Source organism: Yoonia sp. F2084L, assembly GCF_023015625.1.
Lineage (GTDB): Bacteria > Pseudomonadota > Alphaproteobacteria > Rhodobacterales > Rhodobacteraceae > Yoonia.
In genome coordinates, this window is sequence record NZ_JALKAH010000002.1 from 576818 (window position 1) to 593846 (window position 17029).

General features: G+C 56.7%; 17 protein-coding genes and 1 tRNA gene. 7 read left to right on the forward strand and 11 right to left on the reverse strand.

Features of this window, described 5'->3' with window-relative positions:
* Positions 1-2: 2 nt before the first annotated feature.
* From MWU60_RS08415 to MWU60_RS08425, 3 genes are all read right to left on the reverse strand, one after another.
* Complete coding sequence (locus MWU60_RS08415; RefSeq protein ID WP_247226807.1) at positions 3-371, reverse strand: response regulator; 369 nt, start codon at positions 369-371, stop codon at positions 3-5.
* The gene (locus MWU60_RS08420) at positions 368-643 is read right to left on the reverse strand and encodes an STAS domain-containing protein (RefSeq protein ID WP_247226808.1); all 276 of its coding nucleotides are present in this window, start codon (positions 641-643) and stop codon (positions 368-370) included. The genes MWU60_RS08415 and MWU60_RS08420 overlap by 4 nt, the downstream gene beginning before the upstream one ends.
* A 123-nt stretch (positions 644-766) precedes the next feature.
* Positions 767-1738, reverse strand: a complete 972-nt coding sequence (locus MWU60_RS08425) for a glycosyltransferase family 2 protein (RefSeq protein ID WP_247226809.1) — start codon at positions 1736-1738, stop codon at positions 767-769.
* Positions 1739-2019: 281 nt separating this feature from the next.
* Between MWU60_RS08425 and MWU60_RS08430 the strand changes: the two genes are divergently transcribed.
* The 3 genes from MWU60_RS08430 (at position 2020) to MWU60_RS08440 (ending at position 5009) form a co-directional block, all read left to right on the forward strand.
* Positions 2020-3924 (forward strand): YjbH domain-containing protein, encoded by a 1905-nt coding sequence (locus tag MWU60_RS08430; RefSeq protein WP_348644674.1) that lies wholly within the window; start codon positions 2020-2022, stop codon positions 3922-3924.
* Positions 3924-4589, forward strand: a complete 666-nt coding sequence (locus MWU60_RS08435) for a YjbF family lipoprotein (protein ID WP_247226811.1) — start codon at positions 3924-3926, stop codon at positions 4587-4589. The genes MWU60_RS08430 and MWU60_RS08435 overlap by 1 nt, the downstream gene beginning before the upstream one ends.
* A 159-nt stretch (positions 4590-4748) precedes the next feature.
* The gene (locus MWU60_RS08440) at positions 4749-5009 is read left to right on the forward strand and encodes a hypothetical protein (RefSeq protein ID WP_247226812.1); all 261 of its coding nucleotides are present in this window, start codon (positions 4749-4751) and stop codon (positions 5007-5009) included.
* A 163-nt stretch (positions 5010-5172) separates the two neighbouring features.
* On the opposite strand, the gene MWU60_RS08445 is transcribed toward MWU60_RS08440, so the two are convergent.
* The 7 genes from MWU60_RS08445 to thyX all read right to left on the reverse strand — a co-directional run bounded on the left by MWU60_RS08445 (position 5173) and on the right by thyX (position 13286).
* Complete coding sequence (locus tag MWU60_RS08445) at positions 5173-6870, reverse strand: ABC transporter ATP-binding protein (RefSeq protein ID WP_247226813.1); 1698 nt, start codon at positions 6868-6870, stop codon at positions 5173-5175.
* Positions 6870-7775, reverse strand: coding sequence for an ABC transporter permease (locus MWU60_RS08450; RefSeq protein WP_247226814.1), 906 nt, complete (start codon positions 7773-7775; stop codon positions 6870-6872). Before MWU60_RS08450 ends, MWU60_RS08445 begins: the two co-directional genes overlap by 1 nt.
* Positions 7772-8746 (reverse strand): ABC transporter permease, encoded by a 975-nt coding sequence (locus tag MWU60_RS08455; RefSeq protein WP_247226815.1) that lies wholly within the window; start codon positions 8744-8746, stop codon positions 7772-7774. The genes MWU60_RS08450 and MWU60_RS08455 overlap by 4 nt, the downstream gene beginning before the upstream one ends.
* 24 nt (positions 8747-8770) lie before the next feature.
* Entirely contained in the window at positions 8771-10351 is a 1581-nt protein-coding gene (locus tag MWU60_RS08460; RefSeq protein ID WP_247226816.1) for an ABC transporter substrate-binding protein, read from the reverse strand.
* Positions 10352-10624: 273 nt separating this feature from the next.
* A complete protein-coding gene (locus MWU60_RS08465) occupies positions 10625-10993 on the reverse strand; it encodes a hypothetical protein (protein WP_247226817.1) in 369 nt (122 codons plus the stop codon).
* Between the two features lie 597 nt (positions 10994-11590).
* Entirely contained in the window at positions 11591-12277 is a 687-nt protein-coding gene (locus MWU60_RS08470; protein ID WP_247226818.1) for a hypothetical protein, read from the reverse strand.
* A gap of 94 nt (positions 12278-12371) precedes the next feature.
* On the reverse strand, positions 12372-13286 hold the full coding sequence (gene thyX, locus MWU60_RS08475) for an FAD-dependent thymidylate synthase (protein ID WP_247226819.1): 915 nt from the start codon (positions 13284-13286) through the stop codon (positions 12372-12374).
* A gap of 197 nt (positions 13287-13483) precedes the next feature.
* On the opposite strand from thyX, the gene MWU60_RS08480 reads away from it, so the two are divergent.
* A complete protein-coding gene (locus MWU60_RS08480; RefSeq protein ID WP_247226820.1) occupies positions 13484-14875 on the forward strand; it encodes a hypothetical protein in 1392 nt (463 codons plus the stop codon).
* Between the two features lie 8 nt (positions 14876-14883).
* Here MWU60_RS08480 and MWU60_RS08485 read toward each other — a convergent pair.
* Positions 14884-14958: transfer RNA gene (locus MWU60_RS08485), tRNA-Thr, on the reverse strand.
* Positions 14959-15046: 88 nt separating this feature from the next.
* Between MWU60_RS08485 and MWU60_RS08490 the strand changes: the two genes are divergently transcribed.
* From MWU60_RS08490 to MWU60_RS08500, 3 genes are read left to right on the forward strand one after another with little or no spacing between them, the layout of a single operon-like run.
* Positions 15047-15196, forward strand: a complete 150-nt coding sequence (locus MWU60_RS08490) for a hypothetical protein (RefSeq protein WP_247226821.1) — start codon at positions 15047-15049, stop codon at positions 15194-15196.
* A 6-nt stretch (positions 15197-15202) separates the two neighbouring features.
* Positions 15203-16468: a UDP-N-acetylglucosamine 1-carboxyvinyltransferase gene (murA, locus tag MWU60_RS08495; protein ID WP_247226822.1), complete on the forward strand. Its 1266-nt coding sequence runs from the start codon at positions 15203-15205 to the stop codon at positions 16466-16468.
* The gene (locus tag MWU60_RS08500; protein WP_247226823.1) at positions 16465-16944 is read left to right on the forward strand and encodes a DUF2948 family protein; all 480 of its coding nucleotides are present in this window, start codon (positions 16465-16467) and stop codon (positions 16942-16944) included. Before murA ends, MWU60_RS08500 begins: the two co-directional genes overlap by 4 nt.
* Positions 16945-17029: the final 85 nt, after the last annotated feature.

Sequence of the window (17029 nt, forward strand, 5' to 3'; positions counted from 1 at the left end):
TCTCAGGTTCCCGTCAGTCGTTTGATGACCGACACCAAAGACGCGTCGTCGAAAGGTTTCACGATCCATCCGGTAGCACCTGCCTTGCGCGCGCGCTCTTTGAGGGCCGCACCGCTTTCGGTGGTCAGCACAAGCACAGGCACAGCCCGGTTCACATCGCCCGATCTGATGTCTTCAATCACGCCGAACCCATCCTTGTTGGGCATGTTAACGTCGGTGATCACCAGATCTGCCTGCGCGTCCTGAAATTTATCGACACCGTCCACGCCATCCACTGCGGTGGTGACGGTAAACCCGGCATTTTCCAGTGCTACGGTCAGTAGGGTGCGAATGGTGCGGGAGTCGTCAATTGCCAAGATATGTGCACTCATCCGTTTGCCCCCTGCGAAAGAAGATCATTTACACCAAGGTCGCGGATAGATGTTTCAAAAGCATCGGTTGGGTTCGACAAAGTGAAGGCGTGATCTTTTGTCGCCCATTGTTTCTGCCCCATCAGCAGTAACTGCGCGGCCAAACCCCCAAGGCGCGTTACGTTGGTGCAGTCGATTTCGACTGGTTCGTCCTGCGCACTTTCAAGAAACTGGTGCAGTTTTTCACAATCATCGATCTTCATCGTGGCCGTCAGTTCAAAAGTCGCCGTCATTTTGCAACGCTCCATCAAAGAGAATTGAGCTGCCTTTTTGCAGCCGTTGCGGCGGTTATGCGGGACGGTGCCTTAATTTGGCGTAAAGAGTTGCGGGATCTTCTACGTTCAACGAAAGACCACCTAAGTTGGCTTGCGCGACTGACCATAGGCAGGCGGCACCATCCCACACACAAAGCGCAATACCGCGGCGACACGTGCGCCACTTTGCAAGGCTTTGCCGATCCGTTGCATGCCTTTGTCGCGATCTATCAAAACCGTCAGGCCTCCGACAATTAGTCCGGCAAGCAAGCGCAGCGTGTGTCGTATGATGATGACCAGCAGGCGCGTTGCATTGGCCTGCCGCGATCCATGTATGCCATCGCGTTGGTGCAGGTCATTGATCCGAAGGGTCGATATCTGGTTGCGCATCGTGCGGAACAAACGATATTTCAGAGTGGCGCGCGCATTTTTGCGATCCTCAAAAACGAGGGCCTCGGGCACCCAACCGGCCTGAAATCCATGCTGATAGACGCCGCGCCGAAAGAATTCCAGGTCCTCGCCCCCGGTTTCATTGAACGCCATGTGAAACCGCAGACCAGCACCGGTTTCAGTGTCAAAAACGCTGCGATGGATCGCAAAGTTTTGGGTCGTCATGACTTTGGGGCGCTGCCCGGCGGGCACCTGAGCGGGACGCTTTTGGATCAGGAACCGGCTGGCATTTTCCGCGTAAACCAGTTGGCAAGGCCCCATCCGCATTTGCAACCCGCTATCGTCGCCCAGAGCAGCGAGGTAGTGCTGTAGCCAGTCCTGCGACACCCATTCATCGTCGTCCAATCCGATAAACCAACCGGCACCGCGTGCCTGGGCCAGATCAAGCGCGCGGTTGCGGGCATGCACCAGACCCACGCGCGGTTCGTGATGATATGAGATAGGATGAGGCAGCGTAACATCTGCAAGTGCTTCTTGCGCGACGGGGTCATCATTGTTGTCGACAACGATGATCTGCACCGCCCAACCCGCAGGCACTGGCTGGATCGCAAGGCTTTCCAGCAGCCGTCGCAGTTGCACATTACGCAACCGGGTGCACACACCAATGATGAGGCTCGTTTTCATTTGTGGCAGCCTTGGTAGGTCCTGAGCCCCAGAAGAGCACGCATGTCAATCGTCGCAGTTCTGAGGTAGCGGAGATCACGGACCGGGGTCAATCAGCGCGCAGCACTCATGCACATGTTTCCACGATCCGGCGGTTTTCAGCGCTCGACATCCGATGGGACCCATGAATATGTTTGGGAAGAATTTGACCGGTGCGTCAGGGGTTCGAAGACTTGGATATCAAGACTACGTTTAGGCTGCTTCTGGCGACGATTTGTGCGGCCGGTTTTCCCGTTTCGACAGTGGCGGAAGGGTTGGGCGGGCTTTCACAGGCCGTTGACACCCCGCGTTCCGCAAGTAGGTCGCCTGAAGATTTGGCAATAACCCTGGACTACCGCGAAGACTACCGCGCACTGTCTTTCGGCTTTCAGCCGAACACACGCCTTGAGATCGGGATCAGCTTTCCGACATATAGCGAAGGGAGCAATTCCTCTAGCGGCAATGAGCTTAGCTTTGGTCTTAAACTTTTGGACGAAGCCACGTATCTGCCAAGCTTAACCGTGGGCATCGTGGGCTTTGGCAGCGATGACCGTGGGGCGGGCGAGTACGTGGCTTTTGGCAAAACATTTGGGTCAGTCAGTGCGACAGCAGGCCTCGGCTGGGGCCGCTATGCCGAGGTGTTTTCAACGGGTCGTGGCGATGATGAAGGTGTGATTGAAACCGACCATCTGTTCGCCGGGGACACCGAACCTTTTGCCAACCTTGTCTGGGACACCGGGATTGATGGGCTGACGGCTGCGGTCGAATATAGCGGGATCGCCGGCGAAAAGGACGACGATACATACGCCCTGGGACTTTCTTACGAGGTATCCGACGGGTTGTTTGTGTCCGCACTTGGAAACAATCAAGACAGTTATGGCATCAGGCTGACGTTTGCAGCAAACCCCACACGACCCTATGTGCAGACGGATATCGGACGCGGGCCGCATCCTTTTGTCGAAAACCGCACGGCAAGGCCGAATGAACCGGGCCCACAGCAGGTCCTGCAAGTGGCCCAAGAGCGTCTGGAAAAGGAAGGGATCAGCATTCGCCGCTTTGCGATGGGTGCCGATACTATTGACGTGACACCTTCCTCTGCCACTGACCTGAACTTTGCACGCGTCACGGGCCGGGTCGCGCGGGTGTTGTCGGCGGTAGCCCCTGCGCGCATTTCGACATTCCGCATCACCCAGAATACCGGCGCGTTCGACAGCAACGTGATTGTTCTGAACCGCACAGGACTTGGTAAAGCCGTCAGCCAGCCTAACGCCGGTGCGCTCGCTTGGGACAGCACGAGTTTTGAAGTGAGCCCCTTACAACGCCAGGCGGCGCTGGTTGAGGTGCCGTTCGAACCCAGGCTGACCTATGGGATCACGCCTTCATTCCGGGCAGATTTCGTAACATCTGACAATTTGGAACTGACCGGGACAGCGGTCGCAAACGCACGCTACACATTTTCAGCGCAGACCTTCGTGTCGGGCGCTGTCGGGTATCGTTTCTTGAACCAATGGTCGCAAGAGGACCCGCCCGAAACGCCTGAAATCAGATCGGACCTGACATCCTACACCCCTGATGAGATTTATCTGCAATCACTCTCCGTGCGTCACAGGTTTCGGGTAAGCCCTGAAATCTATGGGCGCGTCTCGGCGGGTCTGTTTGAACGCGCGTTTGGTGGCGTAAGTGGGGAACTGTTATGGCGCTCGCCGGTGCAGGACTTTGCGCTGGGCCTTGAGGTCAGCAATGTTCAGAAAAGGGCCTATGAAGAATGGTTCGGTTTCGAAGACCTCAATGCGACGACTATCATTGGCAGTGTTTACGCCAACGTGGGGCGAAACGGTGACTTTATCATCGTTGATACCGGGCAGTATCTGGCCGGTGATTTAGGTGTCGATCTGACGGTTGGTCGGAACTATGCCAACGGATGGCGCATCGCGGCGTCAACTGGGTGGAGCGAGCGGTCCGATTCCGCCCTGAAATTCGGCGCCGAACTGTCCATTCCATTGGGGTGGACCTCGCCAGAGGGGGGCAAGCAGCGCATAGACCTGTCGGTCGGTGGCCCATCGGGTGATCTGGGATCGCGGGTGAACGGGACCGGCCTGCTTTATAACGAACTCCGCCAGTCTGACCGCAAGCGGATTGAGGATGCATGGGGGCAGTTTTGGAACTGATGAAACGCTTTTCTATCGTGGCGGCAGCACTGGCCTTGTCCGGCTGCGTCGCGACCATCGGACAGGTCGCCCAAACCATCCTTAACCCAGTCGAAGACGCCGGAATGTCGATACCCAACGTGAACCGGGCCGCCATTGAAGAGGCTGACCTTGCGGCCGTGCTGATCTTGAGCCCTGAAACGGGCATCGCCTCTGTCGCTGTTGCGGTGCAGAAGCGGGAAAGCCTCTTGCTTTATAGCTCAAACGAAAATCGGGGTGTGACCATGAATGGCGGCCTGATCTATGCGACCTTGGGCTTCGGGACCAACTTGCAGGCCGTCCTAACGCAGGCGGGTGACCCATTGGTGAATGATACACCCGCTGCGGATTGGCCACCGCAAGTCGCGCGGATTTATCAGTTGGCGGGACGTGGGCCGTCATTTGATACGATTGAAACGACCTGCGAAAACCGGGTTGGCGCGACATCAGATATTGATGTTGTCGGAGTGACGCGGCCCGTCGTTGAAGTGGTCGAGCTTTGCCAAACCGCGGATGGAGCCGCGTTCAACAATGTGCATTATCTGGATCAAGACACAGGCCGGGTTTGGCGGACAAGCCAGTGGACGGGACCCAAGCAGAAAAATGTTCAAGTAGACATTATTGATCAGTTTGATCCGAATTCCTAAGCGTGATCGGGGTTGGCAAACCCGCCCCGCCGATCACAAATAATACCACCGCAAATCGAGCTTATCTTACCTGATTGCAGGCGGGGCAGGGCTTTTCTGACAATGCCGTGAAGTGTCTGGATTTCGACTGCTCAGGCACTTTGACTTAAGGTCAATTGCGTGTACGACAAAATCATTGACGTTAAGGAAGTGACAAATATGAAAAAAATTATCTTTGGTTCAATTGTGGCCAGCCTGGCAGGTGTTGCTGCTTGGGCAGGTGGTCTGGCGGACGCGATTGTTGAAACCGTTCCAGAAGCGATGCCTGTCGAAACAACTGATTCTGCAACGGGTTGGATCATCCCGTTGCTTATCGTTGGTGCGCTTGTGGCCGTTGCTGTGGCAAGCAGTGATGACGATGACGATGAATACACAGGTTAATCGCCTGCGGTTTTGATGACAGGGTGATTTCGTTTCGAAGTTGTCTAACCGTCGCAGATAGAAAGAGCCTTTGGAGTATCTGTCCAAAGGCTCTTTTTCTTTTGTGACCATATGTGTTCATAACCATAAGTCAGAACCGGCTGCATCCCTGTTCGTTCCTGCGTTATCCAGCCACTGCAGTGGACTGCCAAGCCTTTGGCAGCACCGGCGTCAACGCCAATAGGTTTTGTGTGTAATCTGCGCTGGGTCGCTCAAACACACTGTCCGTGCTTCCGATCTCTTCGATGCGACCGTTTCGCAGCACCGCCGTGTCATCGGCCATCTGCCGCACCACAGCAAGGTTATGGCTGATAAACAGGATTGTGAGCCCGAACATGGCTTGCAGGTCTTTCAGCAGGTTCAAGATTTCGGCTTGAATTGACACATCCAACGCCGATGTCGGTTCGTCACAGATCAGAAATCTAGGACGGGCGAGTAGGGCGCGCGCGACAGCGATGCGCTGTCGCTGCCCGCCGGAAAACTGATGCGGGTATTTGTCAATCGCGTCGGGCTGCATGCCGACAAGTTCGAGCATTGCAGCAGCGAGTTTTTCGCGTTCTCTGGCGTCTGGGACAAAGCCATAAAACCACAAAGGTTCTGTCAGAATATCCCTGATCCGGTGGCGGGAGTTCAGACTGGAGTAGGGGTCCTGAAACACCATCTGAATAAGCTGCCGCGACGGATGTTTGCGTCCGCGCGCCTTACCGTCCGGTAAGATGTCATCCCCCAGCTTCATGATGCCGCTAGAGGGTGTGATCAGCCCGGTGATCGCTTTGGCCAAAGTGGATTTGCCCGACCCGCTTTCGCCCACAAGCCCCAGTATTGACCCTGGTCTGACCTCAAGGCTGACGTCATTTAGCGCAACGAAAGGTTCTGGTTTGCGCCACAAAGATGTGCGCGGTCCCCGAAAGCGCATGCAGATGTCGGTCAAGGTCAGACCCGTCAGCGCATGCTGTTGCCCCTCCAAAAGCCACTTTTCAGCGGCATTGCCAGTCACGGGCCCCTTGCCGTCTTCGTCGGGAACGCGAAACCGCTTGATGCGGTGGTCCAGCGGCGGCACCGCATCCATCAATGCACGGGTATATGGATGTTCAGGGGCACCCAGCACTTGCGCGGTTTCCCCGGTCTCCATGACGCGTCCCTTGCGCATGACGGTCACGCGATCTGCGATCTGGGCGATCACACCGATATCATGGGTGATCAACATGAAGGCGATCTGGCGATCCTTGGCCAACCTGCGGATCAGGTCGAGCACTTGGGATTGAACGGCCACATCAAGGGCTGTTGTGGGTTCATCGGCGATGATCAGCTCAGGGTCCGTGCAAATCGCCAGCGCGATCACAACGCGTTGCCGCATCCCACCAGAGAACTGGTGCGGGTAGGCTTTGATGCGCCGGGCTGCGTCTTTGATCCCGATTTCTTCCAGCAGGTCGACCGCACGTTTCAACGCATCGGCATAGCTGACATCAGAGTGCGCCTGAATGGTCTCGATCAACTGATCCTCGATGGTCATCAGCGGGTTCAGGCTGGTTTGCGGATCCTGAAAGATCATCGAAATCCGGTCGCCGCGGATGTCGTGCGCCTGATCTGGAGTGAGGGTGCGCAAGTTGGTATTGCCGAGTGAAAGCTCACCGTTTGCGATGTAGCCGGGTGACGACAAAAGGCCGATGACAGCAGCACCCACCGTGGATTTCCCAGCCCCGCTTTCGCCAACAAGCCCGTGGATTTCACCCGGTTTGATCGTCATGTCGACGTCTTCAATGGCGGTGAAATCGCCAAAGCGGGACGGGAATTTGACGCTCAGGTCCTTGATTGTCAGCATCAGCGCAGCCTCGGGTTAAAGACGTCGCGCAGGAAGTCGCCAAGGATGTTGATCGACACGACAAGGGCCACCAAGAACAGGGTGGGTATCCACAGGATCCACCATTCGCCTGATAGCAGGAACTGCATGCCGATCCGGATCAGGGTGCCAAGGCTGGGGCTATCTGCGGGCAGGCCGATACCAAGAAAGGACAGAGTCGCCTCCAGCAAGATGGCCGACGCCAGATCAACAGTCATGATCACCAACAACGGCCCAAGGATATTAGGCAAGATATGCACAAACATCACGCGTGAGGGCCGCTGCCCCATCATGATGGCCGCCTGCACATACTCCTTGTTCATCTGCACAAAGGTCGACGCACGCGCCGTCCGCGCGAAGTTTACCCACAGCGACAGCGCGATAGCGAGCGTCAGCACGGCAACCCGCACGTCCTGTTGCACGGCGGCGGGCAGAATGCCCCGCGCAATTCCGTCAATCAAAAGGGCGGTGAGGATCGCAGGCAGCGCAAGCTGAATGTCGGCAATACGCATGACAATCGCATCGAACCGCCCGCCATAGTATCCCGCAGCAAGGCCAAGCCCTACGCCCAGAACCGCCGCGATTGTCAGCGCAGACAGTCCGATCACCAGCGACAACCGCGCGCCGTAAAGTATCGACGAGATCATATCCCGGCCCTGATCGTCGGTGCCCAGTAGGTATTTGGGGTTTGACCCCTCCTCCCATACCGGGGGCAGCAGCCCATCGAACAGGCTGAATGAGGCCAGATCGTAAGGGTTTACCAAAGCGAGCCACGGCGCGAAAATCGCCCCCAGAATGATCAGCACGGCAACCACTGCCGCAATCATCGCTGCGGGCGAGTGAAAGAACAGCCACAGCCCTTCGTAGCGTTTGATGAACGCAATCATTGCACGTCCCTCACCCGCAGGCGCGGGTCAATTGCGACGTAGAGCAGATCAACAATCAGGTTCACCAGCACAAAGAAGAAGGCGATCACGACAAGGTAGACACCCATCACCGGGATATCGACAAAGCGGATCGACTCCAGAAAGAGCAACCCCATACCAGGCCATTGAAAGACGCTCTCGGTCACGATGGAAAAGGCGATGACCCCCCCAAACTGCAACCCGATGATCGTAATCACCGGCACCATCGTATTGGCCAGAGCGTGTTTGTAATGCAGCCTGCGCATCGGCACACCGCGCGCCATCGCAAAGCGGATGTAGTCCGAGCGCATGACCTCCATCATCTCGGCCCGGACAAGACGCATAGTGAGGGTGAGTTGATAGACACCCAAGGTGATCGCAGGCAGCAGGAGCGCGCGCCATCCCTCGATTGTGAATAGCGAGGATTCCCATCCGCCAATCTGCACGGTACCGCCGCGCCCAAAGGTGGGCAGCCAGCCCAATTGCACGCCGAAGATGAAGATTAACATAATCCCAATCACAAAGGTTGGGATAGAGACACCGACAAGCGTGGTGAGCAGGATCGCTTGGGTCGGTATCCCGCGTGGGCGCAGTGCTGTGTAGACACCCGCAGGAATGCCGACCAACAGCGAAATCAACAATGCAACGACGCCAAGTTCAAGGGTGGCAGGGATACGGGTCGCGATCATCTCGGCCACTGGCTGCCGGGTCCGGTATGAAAACCCAAAATCACCTTGCAGCATATCGGCAGTAAAGCGGCCGAATTGCAGGATGAAAGGGTCGTTTAACCCCAGTTCCTCGCGCAACCGTTCCTGATCTGCGACCGAAGTTTCCACACCCGTCATCTGGGTGATCGGGTCACCCACAAAACGGAACAGGGAAAAGGCCAAAAAGGCGACGGCCAGCATCACAAAGACGGACTGCACCAGCCGTTTGAGGATGAAGTAAACCATCGCCTTTTTGCTATTCTACCGCGCTCAGTTCACGGTCACCCAGCGCAACATAAAGAAGTTATCGGCACGTTGTGTGAGGTCCACATTGTCCTTGGCAGCCCAGATCAAAGGTTGCGTATAAAGCGGGATGTAAGCGACCTCTTCCTGGGTGATCGCCACGACCTCATCAATCATGGCCTGACGGGTGGCCGGATCAATTTCCTGCTGGATCTGCGGCAGCAATTCATCGACGCGCGCGTTGGAATAGTTGCCGAAGTTCCAAGAGCCGAGCTTCTTTTCGTCGTCTTGGCTGTGCATCAAGAAGCGGATTGGGTGCTCCATATCGAATGTACCCGGGGACCAGCCCAAGAGGTACATGTCAAAGTCATCCTCGCGCAGCTGCGGCCAGTAATCACGGACCGGACCGGTGGACAGTTCGGCGTTCAGACCGACAGCGGCAAACATGGATGCGGCCGCACGGCACAGCGCCTCATCGTTGATGTAGCGATCATTGGTACACTTCAGGCCAAAGGAAAACCCGTCGGGATAACCCGCTTCTGCCAGCAGTTCGCGGGCGCGGTCAGGGTCGTATGCAGGACGGTCCTGATTGGCCTCGGAATAGCCAGAGATACCAGCAGGGACGAGTTGATTTGCCGGTTCGATCTTACCGCGGAACAGCACTCGGTCGATGGACGCGATGTCGATTGCATGGGCCGCCGCAAGACGGACGCGCGGATCGGTAAAGGGATTGGCATCTGTCACATCCGAAGAATATAGCAGCGTGTCATGCTCATGCCCAAAGCCAAACATGATCACACGGGTTTCTTCACCCTCCAGCACTTTGAAACCATCACGACCTTCGACCTGTTCGACATCCTGCAATGGGATCGGCTGGATAAAGTCGATTTCGCCGGACAGAAGTGCTGCCAAACCAGTGGCTGAGTTGCCAATCGGGGTGAACACGGCCTCGGTCACGTTATGCTGGGCGTCGTCCCACCATCCGTCATGCGGCACCAGCGTCGTGCGCACACCGGGGTCGCGACTGGCAACGGTGAACGGGCCAGTGCCGTTGACGTTCATCGTGGCAAAGTTTTCCGCATCGCGGGCGGGCAGGGCGGCATCGTTGCTTTCGGCCCAATCCTTATCAAGGATCATGAAGTTTGCGATTGAATCCGGAAACAACGGGTTCGGCGCGGTTGTGACAAAGTCGATGGTAAAGTCATCCACGACACGTACATCAGATACCGGCGCAAACCAGGATCGTACGTCCGCCGCCTCATCCGATGCACGCTGATAGGAAAACATGACGTCCTCTGCTGTGAATGCCGCACCATCCTGAAAGGTCACGCCCTCGCGCAGGTTAAAGCGCCAGCCGTTTTCATCCTCCAACGGTTCCCATGACACAGCCAACGACGGCTCAATCGACATATCCTGACCACGACGCACGAGGCCCTCGTAGACGTTGTTCAAGAACGACAGCACCGGGGCAGAGTTCACCGCATGCGGGTCCATCGTCTGCGGGTCAGTTGTTGACGCCCAACGCAGCGTTTCAGCAGATACACCCATCGCACAAAACGCCAGCGCACTCCCCAACAGGGCAGAATTTCGCAGATTTCGTCGTGTCATAGTCTTTCCCCTCAGGACAAATTACCCGCGCTACAGTGACGGTAATCGGGCCGAGGTCAAGCAGGGGGCATCGGGTCGTCTGAGCGAATGCGATGGATGAAACGGCCGCTGGCATGCGAATTGGTTGGCAGATGGGCGATTTGCGAAGATGGCCCAGTCAGGCCATTAGAGCGATCACAATCAATTTACGATGAAATGGCTCTTCGTTGTCATCCTCATCGGCCACTGCTCAGTTGTTACGATGAGCAACAAACGCTCTCTTATCAAATCACACTATTTGGACCCATAGGCGTTGACGTCAGACACAGTCTTATGGGCCTTGATAATCCGCTTTGCGCTACGGTACTGGCTCCAAAGATAGAACGGGATCTGTAGCGCCCGGCCGGGGTTGTTGCGCAGATTGGGCATAATCGCGGGATATGCCAGCGTCTGAAAAGCTTCCGGCTTCATGTACCGAAAACGTTCAATTGCCACGCCGTCAATCTGCTCAACGACTGGCGCACCGGCATCATGTGGAGCAAGAATATAGAGGTTGTCATTTGGTCGGGCGGTCTTCCAGGCGCTGGCCTGCTCCATCACAAATGACGCCTGAGAGTCACCAGCGAAGCGCGGCAAGGTAGAGGTTAGGAAGAGTATGTTCATTGGCCTACTCGCGTCTCTGCCTTCAAGAGCCATAGGCGTCAGGCTTTCAGCAGTCGATTGGTTATGTTTGGTCTACCAGACAGCTAGCCGGTCAGCCGAAATGTAGCAACAACGGGCGCGGGACGCCACGACCCTCAAATTGAGGTAAACGGCTGATAAGGCATTAAGCGTCGCTGGCAGGACAAGGGTCAGGGCAGGCCACGACCTACGTGCGGAAGCGCCTATTTGGCAGAAACGGTTTTGGGGTGCGCGCCGTCTTGGAAATGGTCCAGTGGACCATTTCAGGCGCTCACGGGCGGAGCCCCGGCGGCGGAGCCGACCACATCCGGGATGACCGCGATTACGCGGCGCATGTGCAGCATTGTTGGATCAACCCGGTGAAACATGGGTTGGTAGAGGATGTGCGTGATTGGCCGTATTCGTCGTGGCATTGGGATTGTGGTGACGTCGGGCGGGGGTGAGCGCCGTCTTGGAAACGGTCCAGTGGACCGTTTCAGGCGCGAACGGGCGGAGCCCCGACTTCCCCCGCCAATCCGGTGGGTGATGTGGGATGTTGGGGTGGGAGTCGGGGCAGGCCCCGACCTACGGATCTGCTAGTTAGATGCGGTCAAAAAACTTTCGGCGGAGTGATGGGGCCAATGCCTTCAATCGCGGACTGATTTCTTTGTCATACACCCTGAAGCTCTCTCCACGCATTTTGTGATCGCTGTCCTCATGAGACATCTCTCTTTCAACTATGGCATGAACAACCTGCTTAGAAATACCTTCGAATTCCTCCATAAGTTCTTGTTCAATAAATACCTCGTTGAGATACAAACAGTTTCGGAAGTCATTAAGTGCATTGCGGGCTGAGTTCAGTTGTTTCCAAAACGCAGCTTCTATGAATTCTTTTTGGTTATCTGAAGCATCAAGAATCTCCTGCATCACGGAAGGAAGTAGATCATATTGCTCTAAGACTTCTTTCATTTTCTGCGCCGACATATTCCGTAGATTTGGGTAGCTCTGCAAAGGACTAACTAACGAACCTAAAGTACCAACTGACATGTTTGCCAATCGCCATAACTCGGAGAGCACTTCAAATTCTTTCTCTTGCGACTTAATCGTCTTGCTTAAAGCGCCGTCAACACTCGCACTCAGAGACTGTAGTTCTTTCGCGTTCTCATGCCTGTAAGCTTCAAGTTGCTGCTCGAATTTTTGTTCAATCCAAGAAACAGCGAAGAATCTGAACGCCCCATATGCAACAACAGCTCCTCCACCACCTGAGGCAAGGACAGTTAGAACCATATCCGAAAAATCCAATTCTGACCATCTCCCTTGCAACGCTATGTCGCGCGCCCGTCTTTCGGTTCAATCGCTCCACTGGAGCGTTTCATCCCTGCTACGCAGGGTCGTTCAAGACCCCTTCAAACTCCCGCCATTCCCCCTTGGACATGCCAGAGGTCTCTTGCGTCACCTCTTCACCTTTAAGCATACGCCGCACGCAGTCAATCGCCTTGGAGGAGAGTGTGGCGCCGCCCATGCGGTAGTCTTCGAACGCGCCGTAGGCGGCAGGCACCCAGTCGGCGACGACTTTGCAGATCTCGTCGGCGTAGACCCGGATTTCGTATTGGGCGTGGCTGTCGGCCCGGAGCCGCAGGAAGTGGAAGAGGTTGTGCAGGTCCACCTTCCAGTACCATTGCGTATAGATGTTGGCGGGCAGGTTCATGCGGGCCAGTTCGCGGGCGAGGCCTTGTTGGCCATCGTCCGAGATCATCTCGGCGTAGTGGTCATAGCAGCGCGCGGCGTCGCCTTTGAGGTATTCCAGCACGCGGGCGGCCTCGTCCCCTGTCAGTGCCTCGCCCCGCCCCTGATTGTTGATCACCGATTGGGCGGCGAGTTTGTCGGGTTCGGGGATGTAGAATTCGCGGTCGAGGATCGAGTAGCGCGCGGAGTATTCGTTCACATTCGCCGTCCGGTGCCGGATCCATTGCCGCGCGACAAAGACAGGCAGTTTGACGTGCAGCTTGATCTCGCACATCTCGAACGGGGTGGAGTGCCAGTGGCGCATCAGGTAGCGGATCAGCCCTTCGTCATTTTGCACCGATTTGGTGCCTTTGCCGTAGGACACGCGGGCGGCCTGACAGATCGCCGCGTCGTCGCCCATATAGTCGATGACCCGGATGAACCCGTGGTCCAGCACGTCGTAGGCTTTGTACAGGTGCCCTTCCATCCCTTCGGCCACCGCACGCAATGTCGGTTTGGCGTTGCTGCGCAATTCGTCGATTTCGGCCTGTTGGTCTGGGGTGATGGGCATCTGCGGTCTCCGATGTCGGTTGAGTCGCGCTACTATAGAAAATGGGAGGCCCTGATAAAACAACATATAGTGGTTGAGCGTATAATTATATCAACAGATGTGAGTTGACATGGGGTGGTGGGGCAGAGAGTTTGGCCCGCGCGAAGGCAGGATTGGGACTGCTTTGCGTCCGGTTTTGGCAAAGCAGAAGGTCCAACATGCTGAACTCAAAGATCATTGCGATCTTACTGGCACTTTGCGGCACAGCGGCAGTGGCCCAGGACAGCGTCCAGGTGCCGATTGATCAGGCCGCCTCTATCGCCGCCCAAGCGTTGCGCGGTGGCGATCCGGCACTGGCCTTGCAGATTGCCGAGGCGGTTTTGTCCCAACGTCCTGATGATCGCACCGCCCTGATTGTGGTTGCCGCTGCCGCCCCACAGTTGGGTGATGCTGAAAAAGGGCGCCGTGCGGGCGCGCGGGCCTGGTACCTGTCGCAAAGTGATGTCCAGAAATATGAGGCGGCGCGGCTGACGGCGCTGGCCGCTACGAATGAGGAACGCTTTACCCTGTCGACATTCTGGTTGCGCCGCGCCTTGACCGTTGCGCCCAATGAAGAAGAGCGCGCGCGCACCTTGAAAGACGCCCGCATTGTCAGGCAGCGCAATCCGTTGGCGTTTCAGGTATCGGGGTCGCTGGTGCCGTCGAACAACATCAATGGTGGCGCGGATGAGCAATCTGACGCTGTGGTCGATACGCCATTTGGTGAAACTGACGAAACACTCTCGCCGGACTCGCTGGCGTTGGAAGGCTGGCGTGCCTCTTTGAGCTTTGGCGCTCAGTACCGTTTTCAGGAAAACCAGAATAGTCGCACAACCGCAGGTCTGCGGTCGCAGCTCGCGCGGGCTTATGTGACCGACGACGTATCCATACCAGACGACGCATTCGACACCGCGTATTACGAATTGTCATTGACCCATGATCGCGCCTTGGAGAACGGCACCGTGAGTGTGACCGCATCACGCGGTCTGTTTGAATATCGCGACCTCGACTTTGATGCGTGGACAACGGATTACGAAAACTATGATATCTGGCGTTTGGGCATCAGCCGCCAGTTTTCGGTGGCGGAGCGCACGCTGTTGTCGCTTTCAGCGCGGCGCGAGTGGTTGGAGTACCTTGAACCGGGCATCGGAGACGTTGACCGCGTGAACCTAACCGCCGGCATAACCCACCAGTTGCCCAGCGGAGACCGCGTCGGCGCGACGCTTTCGGTCACCGACAGCGAGGGCCGCGACAATGCGAACTACACCTCGCGCGATCATGCCCTCGGCCTGAACTATGGCGTCGCGGAACCCCTTGGTCCTGTCAGCATATCCGTCGGCGGCGGCCTGAGATGGAGCGACTATCCGGACTATCGTTTCGGATTTACAATCCCGGAAGGCGGGCGGCAGGACACCACCATATCTTCCAACATAAACATCGGATTTCCCGATATTTCATATGCAGGCTTTACGCCCGGACTACGGATTGATGCATCCGCGACAGAAAGCAACGTCAGCCGATTTGACCGCACGACAGTTTCGGTGGGGCTGACGATTACGTCGCAGTTTTAGGTTTGAGATGGTGCTGTGAGGGAGGATCGAACTCCCGACCTCACCCTTACCAAGGGTGTGCTCTACCACTGAGCTACCACAGCATCCGGTGATGCGGGGGATTAGACGCAATCGTCCTTTGGTGCAAGCCCTCTCTGGACGGTTTTTGCGCGTATTGATAAGACCGCTGTCATGAGCGACAAAGACACCCAGAGTAAAACAGGCAAGATTGCCAAAACCCGCGAAGATCGCCTTAAGGCGGCACTCAAGGCCAACATGGCCAAACGCAAGGCACAGGCGCGTGCACGCGGCACTGACGCCCAAAAAGAAAAGAAAGAGTAGGCAGGCATGGATTCCATTGTGGTTACAGGCGGGACACCGCTAAAGGGCAAGATTGCGATTGCGGGGGCCAAGAACGCGGCTCTCACCTTGATGCCCGCAACGCTGCTGTCGGAAGAGCCGTTAACGCTGACCAACGCCCCCCGGTTGTCGGACATCAAGACCATGACGGCATTGTTGCAATCCTTGGGTGTTGAAGTGACCTCGATGCAGGATGGCAAGGTACAGGTGTTGTCCTCTCATGCCATGACATCGACGACTGCTGACTATGAGATTGTGCGCAAGATGCGCGCCTCGAACCTTGTGCTTGGCCCTTTGCTCGCCCGACATCACCGGGCGGTCGTGTCTTTGCCCGGTGGTTGTGCCATTGGGGCGCGTCCGATGGATATTCACGTCACAGCGCTTGAGGCGATGGGGGCGGAGATTGAACTGAAGGACGGCTATCTGCATGCCAAGGCCCCCGGCGGGTTGAAGGGTGCAAAAGTGCCTTTGCGTTTTGCCTCGGTCGGCGCAACCGAGAACGTGCTGATGGCCGCGACCTTGGCCAAAGGCACGACCGTGATTGAAAATGCAGCACGCGAGCCAGAGATTGTTGATCTGGCGAAATGCCTGCGCAGCATGGGCGCGCAGATTGAGGGTGAGGGCACGAGCACGATTACCATTCAGGGTGTTGATCGCCTTGGCGCCGCGACCCATCCGGTTGTGACCGACCGTATTGAACTTGGTACTTATATGCTGGCCCCGGTGTTTGCCGGGGGTGAGGTTGAATGCCTAGGTGGCCGTCTTGATTTGGTGGGATCGTTTGTTGAGAAACTGGATGCGGCTGGTGTCGATGTGACCGAAACGCCGGATGGTTTGAAGGTGAAGCGCCGCACAGATCGTGCAAAGGCTGTCGATGTAACAACCGAAGTGTTCCCCGGGTTTCCCACCGATTTGCAGGCCCAGATGATGGCGATGCTTTGCACGGCAGAAGGTACATCCGTGCTGGAAGAAAAGATTTTCGAGAACCGCTTTATGCATGCCCCCGAGTTGATCCGCATGGGGGCTGATATTGAGGTGCATGGTGGTATCGCGACCGTGCGCGGTGTCGAGCGCTTGAAAGGTGCGCCTGTGATGGCGACGGATTTGCGCGCCTCGGTGTCGCTGATCCTTGCAGGCCTTGCCGCCGAGGGCGAGACAACCGTCAGCCGCATTTACCATCTTGATCGCGGGTATGAGCATATCGAAGAAAAGCTCAGCGCTGTCGGTGCCAAAATCGAACGGGTGTCTGCATGACCCAAGACGCCACTTTTGAGGACGGGCGCGAGGCCCCTTTGCGGCTGAAAGCGCTCGATGCCGAGGATTTGGCAGTAATGGCTGCATTGGTACAGGATGCGGTGTTTCCCGCGGCAGAGATGCGGTGGGACCGCAAGGCGCGCCGCTTTGCCATTCTGCTGAACCGCTTTCGGTGGGAAGACGCGCCGAAGGCCGAGGCACGCAAGCGCGGCTACGAGCGCGTGCAGACGGTTTTGGCCGTTGAAGACGTGATTCGCGTGCAGAGTCAGGGTGTTGATAAATCGGACCCAGATATGGTGTTTTCGCTTCTTGCGATGGGGTTTGTTCCCGCCGAAGACGGCACTGGGCGGCTGGAGCTGACCCTTGCTGGCGATGGTGTGATCGCACTGGAGGTCGAAGCGTTGGAGGTCATTTTGCAAGATGTGACCCGGCCCTATGTGGCATTGTCAGGAAAGGCACCGGGGCATCCGGAGTGATTTAGGCAGTGTCTGGCTTGTGGGACTTTGCTGCCGTTCGCTGCGGCTGTGCCGATGGCCGGGTTCAAGAAGAAGCACTTCTCAC